The following is a 20,489-nucleotide window of genomic DNA, read 5'->3' as shown; positions in this document are numbered from 1 at the left end:
GGGTGTCGGCTTACGAAATGCGCCAGCGCTGCACGGCGTGGTCGTTGCAGGTGTGCCAGCGCACTTCGGCGCCGGGACTGGTGTTCCACTCCCAGTTGTCCAGGCAGAGGTTGTTGTGGCGGTTGCGGATGCGGAACCAGCCGTCGCCGACGTCTTCCAGCCTGTGGTCCTGGGTGTGGAGGCGGTTGCAGGTGTACTGCGCCACCGGAGCTCCCGGTGTGGTGTCACCCTCCCAGTTGTCGAGGCACAGACCGCTGTGGCGGTTGACGATGGTGGCGTAGCCGTTGTTCGACGCGCCGGGGTTGCTGACGTGCCACTGCTGCGCGTTCGACCCGTTGCAGGTGTACATGCGTACGGTGGCGCCGGGAGTGGTGTTCCACTCCCAGTCGTCCAGGCACAGACGGCTGTGCTGGTTGACGATCGCCTTGCCGGTCCCGCCGAGTTCGGTCGACGGGCCGAGGAGTTGCGGCCAGCCGTCGCTCGTCCACGCGAGATCGCGGATCTGCATGTGGGCGTCGAAGGGGCCGGTGTCCCGGGTGGAGTCGTAGTAGTGGTGCACGATGCGGAACGTGCCGTTGTCGTCGAACACGTCCTGGTGGCCCGGTCCACGTACGTTGCCGTAGCTCGCGATGAGCTGCGTGCCGCCGCCGTCGAGCATGTCGACACCGTTGCGGTCGAGGTACGGGCCGGTGATCGACCTCGATCGGCCGTACATGACGCGGTAGCTGCTGTTCGCGCCCTTGCAGCAGATGTCGAAGGATGCGAACAGGTGGTAGTAGCCGTCGCGGTGGACGATCGATGCGGCTTCGATCGCGCCGTTCGGCCGACTGGCGATGTGGACCTCGGGGGTGTTCGGCGCGAACTTGCCGTCCGTGCCCAACTGCCGGATGTACAGGCCGGTCCACCACGAGCCCCACACGAGGTACGGCGTGACCCGCTTGCCGTTGACGACCGTCCAGGCAGTGTCGGGGTCGATCGCGTTGTAGGCCATGCGCGCCCGCGAGCGAAGGACCTCGCCTTGGTCGGTCCAGGGACCTTCGATGTTCGTGGCCGTGGCGAGGCCGATGGCGGATGTCTGGCTGCCGTACGTGGTGCCGGCGTAGTACACCCGCCAGACGCCGTTCACCTGGTCGATGCTGGGTGCCCACTCGAACTTCGGGTCGGTGGTGTTCAGGTAGGACTTGAGCCAGCTCGGTGACCCGTCCGGGAACACCTTGCCGATCACCGACCAGGGACCGTCCAGACCGGTGCAGGAGCGCCGGATCGGGAAGCCGTCGAGACTTGAGACGACGTAGTAGCAGTCGCCGGAGCGGGCGATCGTGGGGTCGTGCATCGGCCCCACGTCGCCGGCCAGGTCGGCACGGGCGGCGGTCGGCACGGTGGTCAACAGCGCACCGACACCCAAAGCGAGCACCACGGCTCGTAAGCGGGCAGTCAGGCGTCGACGTATCGTGGACATGCGAAGTCCCTTTCGTAGCAGGTGTCGCCGACCTTGCGAATGTGAGGGGCCTCGGCGAACCGGGTGGAGCCGTCGAGCACCACGTCGGTGATCGATCCGGCCGTGGAGACCATGTCGGAGTCCAGGCGCACGACCCTGGGCTGGCGGGCTCCGCCGAAGTACAGGTAGGCGGAGCCGTCGGTGTCGGTGAACACCATCGGGTCGATGGGTTCCCCGCCGGTGTTGGTGTCGCGGGCCTTGTCGATCAGCGGGTTGCCCCTGGCGTCGGTGAACGCTTCCCGTGTTCTGAGGTGTGTGGTGCCATGTGCTCGCCCCTCGTCGAAGTGATCAAGCTCAATGAAAAGTGCCCGGTCGGCCGCGGGACGGCGGCGGGCCGGGCATGGTGAGGTGGACGGGTCGGGTTTTGCCGGCTGTCAGTAGCCGACGCGGAAGGTTGCGTCCGCTCGACCGGTCGCCGTGGTGATCTCGTCGATCCTCAGGACGAGGTTGGAGTGCCGCAGGTAACGGGTCGGGTGGGTGGCGGCGCGGAACGACGACCAGTTCGCGTCGGCGAGCCCGGCGACCCGGTGGAACGTGGCGTCGGCGGCGAAGCGGGACGTCCCGTCGTTGCGGACGAGCTTCACCTCGAAGTTCTCGTGCCGCAGGTAGTAGCCGGGGAAGTTGACCGACTCGAAGGACATGCCCTTCGCGTCGGACAACCCGGCGACCAGCCGCCACTGGGAGTCCTGGTAGGGCTCGAACGGCTGCTCGCTGATGGTGCCGACGTAGTTCGCGTGCCGGACGTAGTGGCCGGGGTAGTTGAGCGACTTCAGCCGGTTCCAGCTGGTGCCGCCGTAGTTGGCGAGCAGCCGGTCACGGTCGGCGGTGGTGATCGGGTGGATGGTGTTGTGCTTGGCGTTGAGCGGCGCGGTGTAGGACTGACGGCCGAGCTTGGACCACGTGCCCGCGGCGAGGTCGCCCTGCCACACGTCGAACTTGGCGTTGGGGCAGAACGTGTCGCCCCACAGCCACCAGGTGTCCTCCTTCAGGGACTTGACCAGCGTCGGCGCCTCCGTGCACGCGTTCTGGCCCGCGCTGGCGGTGTAGTGGGTGAAGCTGCCCGCAGCCACGGACGTCGAACGCGCGCCGACGAGCTTGCGGGTGGCGTTGTCCTTGTAGTACAGGTAGTTGTAGCCACCCACACCGGTCACCAGGTGCGAGTCGATGATGCCCGATCCGGTGTCGTGGAAGACCTCCGGCTCGGTGGCGGTGACGAAATCGGTCGTGTAGACGACCATGATCACCGAGTGGTCGTAGCCTTCCGGCACGGTCGAGAACGTGATGCCGTAGGCCTGGCGTTGGGCGTCCCAGTGGATGGCGGGCGCCCAGCTGTACGAATCCGGGTTGACCTTGTTGACCGTGATCAGCCGGTCATCCGACCAGCTCACCAGGTCGGATGAGGTCCAGACGTGGATGTTGGGGTTGGGCTTGGTGAACGACCCGCCCGCGGGGATGTCCGTGGCGACCAAGGCCCACGTGCCGTTGTTGAGCCGGTGCAGGAACGGGTCGCGGATGCCCTTCGTCCCCGCGGTCGGGGTGAGGATCGCGTCGTTGTCGTTGAGGGGTGTCCACTCCAGACCGTCGTCGCTCACGGCGAAGTGGACCGCGTTGACGTTGCCCGAACCCTTGAGGGACTCCTTGAAGTAACCCATGACATAGGCGGCATCGGTCGCGGCCGCCGCCGGGGCGGCGCTCGTTCCCGGTGCCGCGTGGATGGGTGACGCCGTGCTCAAGGCCATCGCTGTCAAGGCGAGCACAGAGCCCGCTCGCCGGATCAATCGTGCCGACACAGCCGATCCTCTCGTAGGTGATCATTCGGTACGGGTACGGCCGCGCCGGGTCGCGGCCGTACCCGGAACGGGGAAGCGCGGGCAGTCCGCGCGGCTTGGTCAGGTTGTCAATCGGAAGGTGGCGTCGGCGCGGGCGACCGAGTTGGTGATCGGGTCGAGCCGGAGCTGGTAGGCGTAGTGGCGGATGTAGCGGTCGGGGAAGTTGTAGGACCGGAACGACGACCAGTCCGACGAAGCGAGCCCGTCCACCTGGCGGAAGGTCGCGTCGGCCCTGAAGACCGAGGTGCCGTCGTCGGGCGCCAGGACGAAGTCGAAGTTGGTGTGCCGCAGGTAGTAGCCGGGGAAGTTGACCGACTGGATCGACACCGTGCCGGTGCCCACCAGGCCGGGCACCACGCGGAACTGGGCGTCCTTGGCCGGGCTGACGTCCGAGTCGATGCGCACGTCGAAGTTGCTGTGCCGGACGTAGCGGTCCTGGTGGTTGTAGGACTGGATGCGGTTGATCGGCGTGGTCGCGCCCCACTTGGCCAGCACCCGGCCCTCCTCGGCCGCGGTGAGGTTGAGGATGGAGCCGTGGCGCTTGCGGGCGCCGCCCAGGCCGTAGTCGCCGGTCGTCTTGAAGTTGGCGGTGCTGCCGAGGTTCGTGGAGGTGACGGGCATGTAGCCGCGACCGCTGGAGTACTGGTCCAGCCAGAGCGCCCACTCGGTGCGGTCGTTGAACTTCATCCACATCGGGCCTTCGACCTGGCGGCCCGTGATGTCCATGTGGGACAGGTCGCCGAGCCTGGTCCAGGAGCCGAGGATGGAGTTGGACGCTTCGACGGTGATCTGGCCGTCCCCGGACGCCCGGTAGTAGCGGTAGCCGCCGACGCTGCCCGGCACCTCGACGATCTGGGTGTCGATGATGCCTTGGGTCCCAGGCCGGTCGATGTAGAGCACCGGCGTGGTGATCGACCGGAAGTCCTTGGTGCGGGCGTAGTAGATGCGGTGCTTCTTGACGTCGTTGAGCGTTGTGTTCGTGGCCCAGTACAGCACGTAGTCGCCGGTGGCGGGGTTGTGAATGGCCTCCGGCGCCCAAGCGCTGCCCGCACCGGAGATGTTGCCGGCGACGTCGAGCAGCCGTGGGTGGGACCACGTGACCAGGTCGGTGGACTCCCAGACGACCAGGGACTTGCTGCCTCGGTGGATCGCGTCGCTCCACGACGTGTCTTCGCCGATGCGCAGGTCGGTGGCGATGATCCAGTAGCGGTCGCCGTCGGGAGAGCGGACGAGCGCGGGGTCGCGCACGCCACGCGTGCCGATGGTGGACAGCAGGACGGGTGCGCCGTTGTTGAGTTCGGTCCAGTGCAGGCCGTCGTCGCTGTGGGTGAAGTAGATCTGCTGGCCGTTGGCGTGCTCGCCGGTGAAGTGGACCATCAGGTAGCCGGTGAACGACTCCAGCGCCTCCGCTCGCCGGTCGGTCGTCACCGACCAGGAGGTGAACAGCAGGGCTATGGCGGCCAGCAGCGCGCCTAGCCGTGTCAGTGCTCGTGACATGGGTGATCTCCCTTGATCGACCACGGACTTTCGAAACACCGACTAGACGGATTCACGTTGCCAGCGCTGGTTGTTGCCGCCGTGGCACGTCCACTGCTTGATCGTGGCACCGTCAGCGGTGGACCATTCGTAGACGTCCGCGCACTTCCCGCTGTGCCGAGCACGCAGCTGAACGCCACCGTCGACCGGGATGACCTGCCACTGCTGGTTGGTGGCGCCGTTGCACGCCCATTGGACGATGTCGGCGCCGTTGGCCTGTGAAGCCCCGAGCACGTCGAGGCACTTGCCGCTGTGCCGGCTGACGAGGTTGACGTAGCCGCCGCCGGAGTCGCGGACCTCCCACTGCTGCCAGGCTTTCCCGTTCCACGTCCACTGGCCGACCTTGGCGCCGTCGCTGGTGTTGGGGTTCTGGACGTCCAGCACCTTGCCGCTGTGCTTCGACACCAGCCGCTCGGGCTCCCCTTGGATCGTGAAGACGATGCGTTGGTACGACGTCAGCGAAGGCGCACCGTTGTCCCGGACCTCGACGATCATGTGGATCTGGCGACCCGGCTCGTCGGGCACGACGAAGTTGGCGTTGTCGCGTGACGTCGCGTTGTTGACGGTGACGCGCGCAGTGGCGGAGTCGGCGTCGTGGTACTGCCACCAGCGGAAGCTCAGCGTGTTGCCGTCCGGGTCAGTGGACGGCGTCGCGTCGAGCTTGACCGCCTGTCCCGGCGCGACCACCTGTCGCAATGAGCCGACGACAGCCGCGTTGGGCTGGTGATTCGCTGCCTTGTAGGTCGACGCGACGGACCAGTCCATACGTGCCGCGAAGTCGTTCTGCGCGGCCGGAATCCAGCGCCAGAACATCTTGTTTGCGTCGTCGTCGTCCTTCAGGTCTGTGTCGGTGAGGTGGTTGGGCTTGCCCACCGGGTCGTCCTGCGTCCCGCGTCCGCCCCAACCACCCAACGTGTAGTCCTCGTGGGAGTACAGGCCGTTGTCGACCTGGTGAAGGAACGAAGGACTGTCACCTTCGCTGACGTAGGACTGCGGGTACATCGCGCCCAGCGGGCCGTGGTCGTCCTTCACGTTGCTGTTCAGCCACGCCTCGGTCATGTAGTCCTTGACCGTATCGGGATTGGGCCCGGTGAGGCTTTGGTAGTCCCAGATGCGATGCCACTGGTTGGCTTCGTAGATGTGGGCTTGGCGAATGTTGTCCTCGATCCATCCGCCGCCGCCGTCCTGGTACCAGATGGCGTATGCCCGCAGTTTTGCTGTGGCACGGGTGAAGTCGGCCGCGCTGTGGTAGGTCTTCAGCCGCCACAAGGCCGATGCCAACGTGTTCACGCCGCCCCAGGCCTGCACGTGGACGGGTCGGGGATCATCGTCCAACAGCGTGCTGATGATCAGTTTCTCGCCTGGCGTGTCCTTGGTCGCCATGTCCGGAGGAGCGACCCACAGGTCGTCGCTGTTCTCGTTGCCCACGCGTAGGACATCGCGCAGATCTTCTGCGTCGGGGTAGCCGGACTTGTGCACTCGGAGATTTGGCAGCACCTTCGCGTACTGATCGATCTGAGCCTCGACCCACTTCTCGTCGCTGTGGCCGTCGACCTGGTACCGGGAGTTCGTCTGCACGATTCCCGCGACGTCGAAATCGGACGAGTACATCAGGAATCGGATCATGCTGCTCTTGTCGTCGACCTCGCCGTCGGTCATCGCGATGACACGTGGCTTCGCGACGGCCGCGACCGCCGCGACGGCCGCGGGCTCAGCGGGCTCAGTAGGCTCAGCCACCGCCGACACCGCGATGCTCGCGACCGATGCGGTGAAGAGCCCAACGAGGCTCGCGGTCAAAACTCGACGTCGCCGGGTCGACGGCCGTCGCGCGGAATGTTGGGGCACTTTGCTTCCTTCCAGGAAGTATCAGAGGGTGGGGACGATCGGGGCGATGGTGCCGTCGGCGTTGAACGTCATGCGGTCGACGGTGGTCTCGCGGTTGGTGCCGTTGCCGGCCGGCACGGCGAATCGGTGGTAGGCGACGTGCCAGGTGTCGCTGTTCGGCGCCTTGACCACCGAGTGGTGGCCGGTGCCCTTGATGCCCAGTTCGAGCCGCTTCTGCAGGACCACGCCTCGCTTGGTCCACGGGCCGAGCGGTGAGGTGCCGGTGGCGTAGGCGACCTGGTAGTCCTCGTCGCGGGTGTCGTTCTCCGACCACATGAAGTAGTAGGTGCCGTTGCGCTTGAACACGAACGACGCCTCGCGGTAGTCGGTGGGCGTGATGTTGCGGACCTTGGCCGGGTCGAAGGAGGTCATGTCGGCGTTGAGGGGGACGACGTACGCCGTGCCGTTGCCCCAGTACAGGTAGGACTGGCCGTCGTCGTCGGTGAACACCATCGGGTCGATGGCCTGTCCGGAGTACGTGCCGGCGCGGATCAGCGGTTCACCGAGGGCGTCGCGGAACGGACCGGTGGGGGAGTCGGACACGGCGACGCCGAGGTGCTTGCCCGTGTTGCCGGAGGCCGCGCCGGCGCTGAAGTACAGGTAGTAGCGGCCGTTCTTGGCGATCACGGCGGGCGCCCAGGCGGAGTTGTCGGCCCACGACACGTCCGGTCCGTGGTCGAGGATCACGCCGTGGTCGGTCCAGTTCACCAGATCGGTGGAGGAGAACGCCTTGTAGTACGGCGACGCCCAGCTCGCGTAGCCATCGGTGGTCGGGTAGAGGTAGTAGCGGCCGTTGAAGTTCGTGATGTGCGGGTCGGCGAACAGGCCCGGGATCACCGGCCCCTTGGTGGTCTTCGGCGTCCACGGCGCGGTGAGCCGGAACGAGCTGTCGGCACGGAACTGCGCCGTGTTCCGGTACGGGTCGATCCACAGCTCGTAGTTGCGGTGCCGCAGCCGCCGGTCCGGGAAGTTGAACGAGGCCAACGACACCGAGCCGGACACCGACCCGGGAACGGCGCAGAACGTCGCGTCCGCGCGGAACTGCGCCGTGCCCGCGTTCGCTTCCAGGTGCACCCGGTAGTCCCGGTGGCGCAGGAATAGCCCGTTGGCCGCCTGGAAGGAGTGGCACGACGGCGAGGCCAGCCCGTTGACGACGGTGAACGTGGCGTCGGACTTCACCTGGTCGGGGCTGCCGGACGTCACCGGGTCGAGCCGGCCGAGGTTGTCCAGGTGCCGGACGAACCGACCGGGGAAGTTGACCGATTCGAGCGACTGCGCCCCCGTGGGCATCGTGGCGGCTGATGCCGACGGGACCGGCAGGGTGAAGGTCGAGGCGGCGACGAGGACGGCCAGGGCGACCGCGCTGGTTCGTCGGGTCATGGTGAACTCCGATCTTCGTCGGTCGAAGTTGATTGGCGGTGTGACCGCCGACGTGAGATCGGCCTGGTTACGCCCGTGACCAGAGGAAGTTGTCGGCGGTGCCGCAGGTGCGCTGCTCCAGCAGCGCGCCGTCAGCGGTGGACGAGCCGGCGATGGCGAGGCACTTGCCGCTGTGACGTGCCTTGATCGTGAAGTCGCTGCCGCTCGCGACCAGGCGGAACTGCTGGTTGGCCCCGGCGGTGCACCGGTACTGGATGATGTTGGCGCCGTCTGCCCTGGACCCGCTGACCACGTCGAGGCACTTGCCGCTGTTGAGGCTTTCGATCCGGACGTAGCCGTCACCGGCGTCGACGAACCGCCACTGCTGCCACGCCCTGCCGTTGGACGTCCACTGACCGACTCGCGCATGGTCGTGGGTGTTGGGCGTCTGCACGTCGAGGACCTTGTCGCTGTTGCGGTTGACGACCTGCTGGTAGGTGACCACGGGTTCACCGGACGGGACGGCGAGCGCGGTCCCGTTCGCGACCGGCACGCCGAAGTCCGGTGTGCCGTCGGCCTTCCAGTCGATCTTCTGGATGCGGGTGGTGCGGGTGCCGCCGCAGCTCTGGGTCGACGAGGTGTTCGCGTGGTAGACGATCCAGGTCTCGGCGCCGTCAGGTGAGGTGAAGAAGCCGTTGTGGCCGGGGCCGTAGACGCTGTTGGCGTCGTTGCGCTGGAACACAGGCGTCGGGTTCTTGGTCCAGGACGCCGCGTCGAGCACGTTGCCGCCGTTGTAGGTGAGCATGCCCAGCTTGTAGTCGGGGCCCTGGCAGGCGCTGGCGGAGTAGACGATGAACGTCTTGCCGTCGCGTTGCAGCACGACCGGGCCTTCGTTCATCGGTGCGCCCTGCTTCTCCCAGTCATAGGTGGGTGCGGAGATGGCGGTGCGCGGGCCGGTGACGGTCCACGGGTTGCTCATGGCCACGATGTAGGTGTGGGGATCGCTGTCGGCCCACAGCGGCGTCGGCACCCCGGACCAGGTGAAGTACAGCTTGCCGTCGATGGTGAGCACGCTGCCGTCGATGCCCCACCAGTCGTTGGTCCCGAACACCATGCCCTTGTACGTGTACGGACCGGTGGGGTCGGTGCCCGCGCTTTCGGCGACGTGCACGCGCTGGCCCTGGACGGAGCCCGGACCGGCGGAGTAGTAGATGTACCAACGTGGTCCGTTGGGTCCGTCGACCAGGTGGAACTCCGGCGCCCACACCGAGCAGCAGCGATCTTCGGGGAAGTCGTCGAACACCGGGACCGGCGCCGCCGACTTGAGCGCGGCGATCGTGGGGGCCTTGCGCATCGTCAGCGGCCCCTTCCACGGCGTCGTCATCAGGTAGTAGTAACCCTTGTAGTAGGTCATGTACGGATCCGGACCCGAACTGTTCAAGGGGTTGGTGAACGTGGCGGCAGCGGCCGCCGATTCGGCCCGCGCCGCGATTCCCACGGTGCTCGCGGTCGCGATCGTGAGCAACAGGGCTGCGAGCAGCCCTGCCAGCCGCCGGCCAGGTGTGCCGCGTGTGTTGTCGATGCTGGGGATCACAGGTCACCGTCCATCGGAGCGCGATCGGAGGGGAGCGAGGGCAGTCGGCGTCTAGATGAAGCGCCAGAGGTGGTCGCCGGTGCCGTTGTCGTCCCAGATGACGACCTGTGCGCCGGGCGCCGAGGAGGCGCCGTTGACGCCGAGGACGCGGCCGCCGTTGGCGCACTGGATGCGGAAGTAGCCGTTCGCCCCGTAGCGGAGCCGCCAGAGGTGGTCGTTGGTGCCGTTGTCGGACCACTGTTGCGCCGGGGCGTTGTCGGCGGTGGACATTCTCTCGATGCCGAGGACCTTGCCGCTGTTGACGTTGCGCAGCCGCACGGTGGCGCCGTCGGGGACCAGCGACCAGCTGTGGTCCAGGGTGCCGGTGTCGTTCCACTGCTCGGCGGCAGCTCCGTTGGCGGTGGACATCTCGTGCACACCGAGGACCAGTCCGCTGCCGGCGTTGACCAACTTGAGGCCGGCGGTCGCCGCGGCTCCCTGACCTGCGGCGCGCCAGTAGACCGTGTAGTTGTGGTGGTGGGCGTTGTAGAACGGCCCGAGGTCGACCGACGAGCCGTTCGCGGTCGCGGTGAAGGTCAGTGCGGACGTGCTGGTGCGGGTGATCGAGGCGACGTCGAGGGTGGGGAGGGTGTTGAACTTGGTGTCGCCGTAGTTGCCCGACAGCACCACGGGGCCGTAAGTGATCGCGGAGACGCCGGGATCGTCGTTGGCCGCCCGCATGATCACGCGCATGGGCAGCCGGACGGTGACGATGTCCCCGGATGCCCAGGACGGGGTGAGGGAGGCGTAGGCGCCGGGGGTCGTGGCGATGTTCTGGATGGCTCCGTTGACGCTGACGGCCGCCCCCTTGGTCCACTCCGGGATGCGGACGCGCATGGTCCGCGTGCCGGCCGCGTTGCCGGTGACGGTGACGGTGGTGGTGTCGCTCGCCGGGTAGGTGGTGGTCTGGGTGACCGTGATGTCACGTTGCGACCAGTTCAGCACCGACGGCATGAACAGGTTCACCGTCAGGGTGGTGTCGTTGTGGAAGTAGATCGAGTCCATCAGCTTGGTGTTGGTCTCGATACCGGTGCCCTGGCAGCACCAGAAGGTGCCGTAGTCGGTGCTGAAGCTGCCGCCGCCGGCCCACGGCCCGACCTGCCCGCGCCGACCGCCCGGGTTGAGCGCGGTGAAGTAGCAGACGTGGCCGTGGGCGGAGGCGGGGTTCTGCTGACCGATGAGTTGGTTGAGCAAGGCCCGTTCGTAGTAGTCGAAGTAGGCCGCCCGGTTCGGGTCGAGCTGCCACAGCTCGCGGGTCAGCTTGAGCATGTTGTAGGTGTTGCACGCCTCGGCCGCGTCCGCGTTGAGGTACGCGGCGATGGCGTGCGGCGGGCGGAAGTGCTCGGCCTGGCTGTTGCCGCCGATGACGTAGGTGTGCGCGGACACGGTGATGTTCCACGCGTTGGTGGCGATGTCGCGGTAGCGGGTGGTACCGGTGGCCTTGTACTCGCGGGCCGCGCCGATCCACTTGGGCACCTGGGTGTTGGCGTGCAGCCCGTCGAGCCGGTCCTCACCAGCAGCGAGCGGGTCGAAGACGGCGGCGTGGTCGAACCGCTGCGCCACCGTGAGCCAGCGGTCGTCGTCGGTCTGCTGGTAGAGGTCGGTCAGTACCGCGTTCATGCCGCCGAACTCGGTGCGCAGCGTCGCCTGCATCTGGGTGTAGGTCAACCGGCCGGTGCGCCAGTCCACCCAACCGGCCAACCGCAGCAGCACGTCACGTGCCTGCGTGCTGCCCATGTAGCGCCACACGTCCAGCAACCCCGCCATGGTCTTGTGCAGGCAGTAGTACGGCACACCCTTGCGCTTGCCCGTCTCGACGGTGTCGAGGTCCGACTCGGGGAAACCGGACAGGTAGCCGGTGTTGAACCCCGCTGCCTCGTTGTTCGCCTGGCATTTCGCCAGCTCAGCGACCAGGTAGTTGGCCTTGTCGCGGCACTCCGTGTCACCCAGCACCGCCCACGCCTGCGCCCATGCGGTGGGGAAGTGCCCGAGGCTGTGGCTGCGGAATTCGAAGTCGGGCGCCTCCCACCCGCCGAGCGCCGCCGCGTCGTTGGTGGACAACCCGTGGTTGGCACGGACGTTGTAGAGCAGCCGGTCCACGTCCACGAACCGCAGATAGGTGAGTGTGCGGTTCTGGTTGTCCAGCCAGCGGCTGTCGGTCAGGCGGACCTGCCCGAGTTCGAAGGGGTGGGCCGACACGCCGATCTCGCTTTGGACAGGCGCGGCCTGGGCCAGGGCGGTGGGTCCGCCGATGGTGGGCATGGCAGATGCCACTGTGGTCACGCCGGCAGCTTGCAAGAGGGTGCGTCGACTCAAAGTCGGAGACATGGGGACGCTCCACTGACGAGGTTTGGTGGACGGTGCACGCCGAGGGTGACCTGCGCCACCCGAGGATGTGAACGCTAACAACGTGACGCGCGCTCGCTCAAGGGGTGAATTTACGGTTACGTATACGCAATTCCTCACGGCTGCGCCGAGGCGCTCAGCTCCTGGAATATTAGCGCTAACGGGCTCTTTACAACGTTGTATCAGCGCGGTACGCGTGCGCGATGCGGTCACGTCGACGTCGACGGCACCGCTCGACGTCGCCGCTCGGTGTTCGCTGTTCGCCGACGCGTCCCGTCCTTGAACAACACCAGGTGAAGAGGCACACTCCCGGAAGCCGCGTTCGCTCAGAGTGCGCACTGCGGCAAGTCGACCGGTCCTGTTGCCGTTCATCAGAAGTAGCCACTCGGCACTCCACCGCGTCCTGTCCAGCGCGGAGCCCCAACCGTGATCGCTCCTCGCGCTCACGAAGTCGCCGGCGGCCGGAGGTGGGGCGGTCACGTGGCGTCGGTGGTCGGTGACCGCTGCCCGCCCGCTGAACATCTGTCACCCTCAGAACCTCGAAGGAGTTCCATGCGCAGCCTCGTCGCCTCGGCGGCGGCCGTGCTGGCACTGGCCGCCGGCCTCGTCGCCGTGCCCGTCGCCACACCGATCGCGTCCGCCGCCATCGTGTCCAAGACACCGCCGCTGTCCACGCCGTGGACCGACCAGGTGTCCACGACCAATCCCCTGCCCGAGTACCCGCGTCCGCAGATGACCCGCTCGGACTGGCAGTCGCTCAACGGCGAGTGGGAGTTCCTCAACCCCGCGACCGACGACGCGGGCAACGTCGACCGCAACGCCTCGCCGCCGCTCGGGCAGACGCTGCCCGAACGCGTGCTGGTGCCCTACCCGATCGAGTCGGCGCTGTCGGGCATCATGCGCAACGACAACCGCGACCTGATGTTCTACCGGCGCACGTTCACCGTCCCGCAGTCCTGGTCCGGCCGGCGGGTGCAGTTGCACTTCGGCGCGGTGGACTACGAGGCCACGGTGTGGGTGAACGGCACGCAGGTCACCACGCACAAGGGTGGTTACGACCGGTTCGAGGTCGACGTCACCGCGCAGCTCAACGGCGGCACGAACGAGATCGTGGTGCGCGTCTACGACCCGACCAACGGCCGCGGCGAGAAGCAGCCGGTCGGCAAGCAGGTGAACAACCCCAGCGGCATCTTCTACACCCCGTCGTCGGGGATCTGGCAGACGGTGTGGCTGGAACCGACCCCGACGTCGTCGGTGTACTCGGTCGACATCCGCCCGAACCTGGCCGACAACACCGCCCGGGTGCGGGTCTTCACCCGCGGGGACGTCAAGGACCACACCGTGCTGGCCGAGGCGATGACCGGCACGACCGTCGTGGGCGGCGCCACCGGCGGGTTCACCGAGTTCTCCGTCCCGGTACCCAACGCCCGCCGCTGGTCACCCGACGACCCGTACTTGTACAACCTGCGCGTCTCGCTGCGCAACGCCTCCGGCGGCACCGTCGACCAGGTCGTGAACTACTTCGGCATGCGCGAGGTCGGCAAGAAGGTGGTCGACGGCGTCCTGCGCCCGACCCTCAACGGCGAGTTCGTGTTCCACGTCGGCACCCTGGACCAGGGCTTCTGGCCCGACGGCCTCTACACCGCCCCGACCGACGCGGCCCTGGCGTTCGACCTGCAGAAGCACAAGGACCTGGGCTTCAACATGGTCCGCAAGCACATCAAGGTCGAACCCGCCCGCTGGTACTACCACGCCGACCGGCTCGGCCTGCTGGTGTGGCAGGACGTCCCGTCCACACCCGCGTTCGACGACAACCGCACCCAGGCGCAGATCGCCCAGTTCGAGACCGAGGCCCGCGAGATCGTCGACGAGCACCGCTTCTCCCCCGCCGTGGTGGCCTACGTGCCGTTCAACGAGGGCTGGGGCGAGTGGAACCTCGCCGACACCAAGACCCTCACCACCGAACTGGAAGACTACGACCCGACCCGGTTGATGAACGCGCACAGCGGCTACAACTGCTGCGCCTCCAAGGGCGACCCCGGCACCGGCGACATGATCGACTGGCACGTCTACACCGGACCCGACGCACCACGCCCCTCGGACACCCGCTTCTCCGTGCTCGGCGAGTTCGGCGGCGTCGGCCTGCGCACCCCCGACCACGAGTACAGCCCCGACGGGAAGTTCTTCGCCTACGAACAGGTCCACAGCAACGCCCAGCTCAACGACCGCTACACCGGCATGGTCCGCGACGTGAAACACCTGATGACCACCAAGGGCGTCTCCGCCTACGTCTACACCGAGATCACCGACCTCGAAGGCGAGTACAACGGCCTGCTCACCTACGACCGCCGCGTACAGAAAGTCGACGCTGCGCAGCTACGCGCCGCACACACCGACCTCATCAACACCTCACGCAACCTCAACTCACCCGTGAAGCTGACCCCCGGCCACGTCCGCTCGCTCCGCGTGACCACCTCCGGCTACACCGACCGCTACCTGCGCCACTCCAACTTCTCGGCCCGCACGGACGTGATCTCCGCCGCGAGCGCAGATGGTGCCCGCCAGGACGCGTCCTACAAGACCGTGGCGGGCTTGGCCGACCCGCGCTGCTACTCGTTCGAGTCGGTCAACGTCCCGGGCCGCTTCCTGAGGCACGCCAACTTCCGCGTGCGTCTGGACGGTGACAACGGCGGCTCGTTCCGCGCGGACGCCACCTGGTGCGCCAAGCCCGGTCTGGCGGCCGGCGGCACCTCGTTCGAGTCGCTGAACTTCCCGGGCATGTACCTGCGGCACTACGCCGAGAACGTGTACCTGGCCCGCAGCGGTGGCACGAACGCCTGGGACACCGCGACCGGCTTCGCCGCGGACACCACGTGGGACACGAGCGCTCCGGCGCTGTGGCGCAGCTCGGTGCTGCTGCCCACGGACGTGCGCCGGTCGTTGCGGGTGACGACGTGGGGCTACACCGACCGCTACCTGCGTCACTCCGACAGCCTCGCCTACACCGCGGTCGTCAACGCCGACAGCGGCGCCACGCTCAAGGCCGACGCCACCTACACCGTCAGGCGCGGCCTGACCGACTCCTCCTGCTATTCCTTCGAATCAGTCAACTTCCCCGGCCAATACCTCCGCCACGCCGACGACCGGGTACGCAACTCGCCCGACGACGACACGGCCGCGTTCCGCGCCGACGCCACCTTCTGCACCCGACCGGGCATCGGCGGCACCGGCGTCACGTTCGAGTCCATCAACACCCCCGGCTCCTACCTCCGCCACTACGCCTCGCAGGTGTACATCGCCTCGGGCAGCGGCTCCGGGACCAACCGGCCGCAAGCCTTCAGCGCCGACAGCAGTTGGAACATCTCTGACCCGTGGGCGCCGTAACCACTCCACCCGCCGTGGTGGTCGCACCCGCGACCACCATGGCACCTTCGGCCCGTCACCCGTCGGCGCTTCGGCCAGGTCATCGGGTTCGCAGTCAGCCACGATGAACAGCGATATCGCTGCATCGAGTGAACGACGTCGCACCGTCGTGGCGTCGGAACCGGGAGCGTCAATGACGACATCACCAGTATCTCGCCGGGGATTCCTGGCGGCCACCGGTCTCGCGGCGGCCGCCGTGGCGGCATCGGGTCTTGTGGGGCGTTCGCCGCTGGCTTTCGCGGCGGACGGCCAGACCGACCTGTCGAACCTGGTCGACCTCCGGTTCGGCATGTTCAACCACTTCAACCTGGGCACCTTCACCGACGAGGAGTGGGCGGCGGGCGGCCAGAGCCCGGCGAAGTTCGCACCACCCTCCGTGGACTGTGCGCAATGGGCGGCAGCGGCCGCCGCCGCGAAGATGAGCTACGGCGTGCTCACCACCAAGCACCACGACGGCTTCTCGTTGTGGCCCACGGCGTTCGGCACCCAGAACGTGGCCTACTCGGGCTATCGGCGGGACGTCGTGAGCCAGTACGTCGACGCCTTCCGCGCGCAGGGCCTGAGGGTGGGGTTGTACTACTCGATCTGGGACCGCACGCACACGATCGAGGCGTACGGCGGTCACGTCGGCGACTCGACCAAGTCCATCGAGCCGGGCGACATGACCGTGGTGCTCGGCCAGATCCGGGAGCTGTTGACCAACTACGGCACGATCGACGTGTTCGTCACCGACGGCTACGCCTGGCAGATGGGCCAGCAGCAGATCTCCTACCAGGAGGTCCGCAATCTCGTGAAGTCGCTACAGCCGGACTGCGTGATGGTCGATCACGGCGGACTGTCGCAGCCCTGGCTGGGCGACGCGATCTACTTCGAGGCGCCGCTGGGCGTCCGGTCGCCGGCGGGCAACACGTACGCGGGTATCCAGGGCGAGACGATCAGCAACGGCTGGTTCTGGCACCCGAGCACGCCGACGACCGCGCCGCGCAGCCTTGACGGCATCCTCGCCGACCTCAAGGACCTGGAACCCAAGTACACGTCGTACTTGTTGAACTGCCCGCCCAACCGGGACGGCAAGCTCGACACCAACATCGTCAACCGGCTGGCGGAGGTCGGCGCGGCCTGGAGCCCGAACAGCTCGCGTCCGCCGTTGCCGGCTCAGCCGCTGCGGGTCGAGTGGCCGGTGAACGCGGTGGCCGCGTACGCGTCGTCCTACAACCCCGGCGAGTTCGCGTACCACGCGATCGACAACCGCAGTGACGTCCGCTTCGAGACCTGCTGGTCGACCTGGGGCGAGAACCGCGCCCTGTCGCAAACGATCACGATCGACCTCGGCGGAGTGTGGAGCAACGTCTCCACACTGGAATACCTGCCGAAGCAGTGGAGGCGTAGCAACTCCACCGACGGCGACATCACCGCGGCCACCATTTCCACCAGCACCGACGGCATCGATTTCACGACGGTGGCCACCGTGAGGTGGGCCGCGGACCAGCGGCTCAAGCTCGCCGAGTGGGGCAACCGGGACGTCGGCTTCGTGCGCGTCCACGTCACGGAGGCCACCGGCGGCTACGCCAACATCAACGGACTGCACATCGGCGGCCGGAGCGCCCGCCCTCAACTGGTCTCGCGCTTCCCGGCCGCGAAGACGGTCTACCGCATCCAGTCCGCTGCCAGTGGCAAGGTTCTCGACGTACAGCGCGTCGGCACGGCTGACAACACGCCGGTGCACCAATGGTCGTGGTTGAACCAGGCCAACCAGAAGTGGACCTTCATCTCCACCGGCGACGGGTACTTCAAGATTCGTGACGAGCACAGCGGCAAGCTGCTCGAGGTCGGTGGCCTGTCCCGGGCCAACGGCGGGACCATGAACATCTGGCGTGACGCGAACGTCCACCAGCAGCACTGGGCGGTCACGCCAGTCGGTGGCGACCACTTCCTCCTCACCAACCGGTTCAGTCAGAGGGTGCTGCAGGTTCCCGACGCATCCACAGAGGACGGCAAGATCCTCGAGCAGTGGGACCACACTGGCGCCAGTCACCAGCAGTGGCGGCTGGTCCGCTCCTGAACAGGTCGAGCAGCCCGACACCTCGCGCGCCGGGTGAGTCCGACGGCTCCAGCACCTGGATTGACGCTGGGTGGCGTGTTCGCGCCACCCAGCGTCAGTGTCCGGCCGTGTGGGAATCAGCCGATCAGGGGAGCGACGGTCAGGTAGTCGATGTTCGGCGTGTACTTCGAGCGCTGTTCGAACTGGTTGTACGTGGTGCCGTCCCAGTTCGGCAGTTCCTGCGATGTGAACGTGATCGTGTTGGTCCCGGCCACCAGGTCGACCGGCACGGCGAGGTCGCGGAACTGGTTGAAGTGGAAGGTGTTCGGGAAGTGGACCCGCTGCACGTGACCGTTGACCGAGATGTCCGCGTGCCGCGTGACCGGGTCGGGGTTGTAGTGGGTGGGGATGGACTCCTGGGCGTTGGCGTAGCGGATCACGAGCACGTGCCGGCCGGTCCGCTCGGCCTGGACGTCGAGGGTCAGCGCGTTCGCCGGGCCGTCGCCGACGTTCGTCGCGACCTGTCCGGAGGCGAGCGAGAAATCGCCGCTGAACTCCGCCTCACCGGTGACGCGGCCGGTTTCCGCCTCCACCTTCACCCGTGCCGTCGCGGTGGCCGGTCCGGTGCGGACGCGGTCGAGGCGCACGTTGCCTGCGGCGCCGGTGACGGTGAGCTGGTTGATGCCGGCGGAGAGGAACAGTTGCGTGGTGTCGGTGCCGGCGGCGGTGCCGACGGTGAGTCCGTCGACGGTGTGCCCGTTGAGCCGCACGCTCGCCTGGCCGCCGCCGCGGTGGTCGAAGTTCACCGTCGCGTGGCCGTCGTGGTCGGCGTGCACCCAGAACGTGGCCGAACCGCCCTGGGGGATCACGGCGAGCCCGGGACCGGACGCGTGCTCGACGCCGTAGCGCGTCTGGGCGCCGCGCAGGTCGGCGTACTCGGCCTCGTAGGCCGTACGGCCGTCCGTGATGGGGTCGACCAGGGTGAGGTCGATCTTGTCGATGATCGCGTCACCGCGGGTCGAGCCGAGTTCGGGGTCGGACGCGGCCAGGGTGATGGTGTGCTTGCCCGCACTCAGCTGCACGCGGGTGTCGGTGTGCTCCCACACCACCCATCCGTACGACGTCGGCAACCGCAGTTCCCGGGGCTGTTGGCCGTCCACGCGGAGGAACACGTTGGTCGGTCCCTGTGGCACGACACTGGCGTACTTGTTGTGGCTGCTGGCGAACACGCTTAGGTCGTAGGCGCCTGCTTGCGGGACGTCCACGTCGAACGAGAGCACGACGTCGGAGCCGGTGCGCAGACCGCCGACGTTGTAGAGGTTCGAGGTGGCGAACTTGCCGACGTTGCGCGGACTGCCCTCGGGGCCGTTGCGGCTCCAGCCGGTGCCGGTGTGGGCGGCGTCCTCGGCCTCGTAGGTCTTCTGCCACCGCGTGCTCGCCCCGGCGGTCGTGCCGCGGCCGGCCGGGCTGATGATCACCTGGTATGCCGACATCTCCTTCAGGTCGGTGAACGGCAGGACCAGGCTGCCGTCGCCGGCCACGGTGCGCACGGTCTCGAGCAGCCGCCGCGGCGCGGGGGAGTCGCCGAGCTGCCCCGTCCACGGGATCTCCTCCACGGTGACGTGCACCCGGTCGCCGAACAGACCGCGGTCGACGTTGGTGAAGCGCACGTCGGCGGAGCCGTCCGCGCCGCCGATGATGGTCCGCGACTGCCTCTTGCTGCGGTCAAGCGTGGACACCCCCTGAAGGGTGTACTGCCGCCCGGGGTTCGGAGGGGTCACGCGGACCGTGTCGCCGCTCATCCGACCGTAGGCGTTGAACAGCCACCACTGGCCGTTGGCCTTGTTGGCCTCGGCGACCGAGTCGTTGAGGTTGCCGTCGATGTTCCAGTACGCCAGGTCGCCGTCCACCTTGGACTCTTCCAGCGCGGAGATCCACTGGATCATCTGACCGGGCACCGAGAGGTGGTAGCGGTAGGCGTACTCGTTGATGTTGACGGGCAGCGGACCGATGCCCAGCTCCCGTTCCCACGAGCGGTACTTGGCGACACTGTTGCGCACCTTGTCCGGCGACGAGAGCTCGTGCCAGGTGATCACGTCGGGCATGCAGTCGTTCGCCTTGCAGTACTCCAGGAAGCCCTTCACCTGGTCGTACAGCACGCTGGTGTTGGGTCCGGCGATGCGGGCGCCGGGATCCAGCCGCTTGATCAGGTCGTAGAGCTGCTCCCACTCCTCGAAGTAGGCGCGCGGGTCGCGCAGCCAGCTGACCTTGTCGTAGCTGTACTGGCCGGTGCCGTAGAAGTTGCCTTCCGGCTCGTTGAACGGCACGTAGACGATGTGGTCACGGTGCGGCGACCCCATCACCTGGCGGACCTGAGTCTCGATCTTGGCCCGGTAGTCGTCGCGACCGGCCTGGCCGGGCTGCCGCCGGTACGGGAAGCCCCGGTAGACGTCGGTCATGTAGATGTAGACGTCACGGCCGCCGTTGGCCACGAAGGGCTCGACCACTTCCAGCGCGTCCGCGCCGGGGTGCTGCGGACCGTCCTGCGACTTGGTGGACAGGGTCTTGGGGTAGAAGCCCGCGAGCACGGCGTCACTGGGCACACCGGGGCCGTAGACGCCGTAGAGGGAACCCGCGGCACCGCCGTGGAAGGCGCCGGTGCTGGCGCCGAGGTCGACGGTCAGGGTGTCGGTGGCCGCCGAGGCGGCGCTGGGGGACAGGGCGCACGCGGCCAGGACAGCGGCCAGCGCCAAGGGCAGAGTTCGCCGTTGAACCATGAGGACTCCGGGGAAGGTGGGGGGACAAGAGTCGAACCGGTTCGAGCGGTTTAGACGCTACGGCTACTGGAAGTCGCAGCGCAACGGTCTCTCGGTTGGTCGAACCGATTCGACCAACGAGCGGATTTACGGGAGCGAGGAGGGGCCCACGCAGGTGGAGATC

11 protein-coding genes are annotated in these 20,489 nt (G+C 67.5%); 2 read left to right on the top strand and 9 right to left on the bottom strand.

Translation table 11 applies throughout. From position 1 onward, the window contains the following. Positions 1-10: 10 nt before the first annotated feature. From F4560_RS16010 to F4560_RS15975, 8 genes are all read right to left on the bottom strand, one after another. The gene (locus tag F4560_RS16010) at positions 11-1,459 is read right to left on the bottom strand and encodes a family 43 glycosylhydrolase (RefSeq protein WP_184920867.1); all 1,449 of its coding nucleotides are present in this window, start codon (positions 1,457-1,459) and stop codon (positions 11-13) included. Further along, the gene (locus F4560_RS43615; RefSeq protein WP_312869852.1) at positions 1,435-1,704 is read right to left on the bottom strand and encodes a family 43 glycosylhydrolase; all 270 of its coding nucleotides are present in this window, start codon (positions 1,702-1,704) and stop codon (positions 1,435-1,437) included. Before F4560_RS43615 ends, F4560_RS16010 begins: the two co-directional genes overlap by 25 nt. Positions 1,705-1,872: 168 nt before the next feature. Further along, complete coding sequence (locus F4560_RS16000) at positions 1,873-3,237, bottom strand: glycoside hydrolase family 43 protein (protein WP_184920865.1); 1,365 nt, start codon at positions 3,235-3,237, stop codon at positions 1,873-1,875. A gap of 150 nt (positions 3,238-3,387) precedes the next feature. Next, positions 3,388-4,824: a glycoside hydrolase family 43 protein gene (locus tag F4560_RS15995; RefSeq protein WP_184920863.1), complete on the bottom strand. Its 1,437-nt coding sequence runs from the start codon at positions 4,822-4,824 to the stop codon at positions 3,388-3,390. 42 nt (positions 4,825-4,866) lie between these two features. Next, positions 4,867-6,600: a nucleoside hydrolase-like domain-containing protein gene (locus F4560_RS15990; RefSeq protein WP_184920862.1), complete on the bottom strand. Its 1,734-nt coding sequence runs from the start codon at positions 6,598-6,600 to the stop codon at positions 4,867-4,869. 129 nt (positions 6,601-6,729) lie between these two features. Next, complete coding sequence (locus F4560_RS15985) at positions 6,730-8,127, bottom strand: family 43 glycosylhydrolase (RefSeq protein WP_184920859.1); 1,398 nt, start codon at positions 8,125-8,127, stop codon at positions 6,730-6,732. 67 nt (positions 8,128-8,194) lie between these two features. Beyond that, positions 8,195-9,700, bottom strand: coding sequence for a family 43 glycosylhydrolase (locus tag F4560_RS15980; protein WP_221483516.1), 1,506 nt, complete (start codon positions 9,698-9,700; stop codon positions 8,195-8,197). A gap of 51 nt (positions 9,701-9,751) precedes the next feature. Next, positions 9,752-12,022 carry a beta-L-arabinofuranosidase domain-containing protein gene (locus F4560_RS15975; protein WP_312869318.1) on the bottom strand — a complete coding sequence of 757 codons (2,271 nt, stop codon included), beginning with the start codon at positions 12,020-12,022 and terminating at the stop codon, positions 9,752-9,754. A 615-nt stretch (positions 12,023-12,637) separates the two neighbouring features. On the opposite strand from F4560_RS15975, the gene F4560_RS15970 reads away from it, so the two are divergent. Both F4560_RS15970 and F4560_RS15965 read left to right on the top strand, forming a co-directional pair. Then, on the top strand, positions 12,638-15,469 hold the full coding sequence (locus F4560_RS15970; RefSeq protein WP_184920855.1) for an AbfB domain-containing protein: 2,832 nt from the start codon (positions 12,638-12,640) through the stop codon (positions 15,467-15,469). A 172-nt stretch (positions 15,470-15,641) separates the two neighbouring features. Further along, positions 15,642-17,570, top strand: a complete 1,929-nt coding sequence (locus tag F4560_RS15965; RefSeq protein WP_184920853.1) for an alpha-L-fucosidase — start codon at positions 15,642-15,644, stop codon at positions 17,568-17,570. Between the two features lie 116 nt (positions 17,571-17,686). Here F4560_RS15965 and F4560_RS15960 read toward each other — a convergent pair whose 3' ends face one another. After that, positions 17,687-20,326, bottom strand: coding sequence for a carbohydrate-binding protein (locus F4560_RS15960; protein WP_184920850.1), 2,640 nt, complete (start codon positions 20,324-20,326; stop codon positions 17,687-17,689). Positions 20,327-20,489 lie beyond the last annotated feature (163 nt).

It is taken from the genome of Saccharothrix ecbatanensis, assembly GCF_014205015.1.
GTDB classification, from domain to species: Bacteria; Actinomycetota; Actinomycetes; order Mycobacteriales; family Pseudonocardiaceae; genus Actinosynnema; species Actinosynnema ecbatanense.
This window is presented reverse-complemented; position numbering and strand designations above follow the sequence as displayed.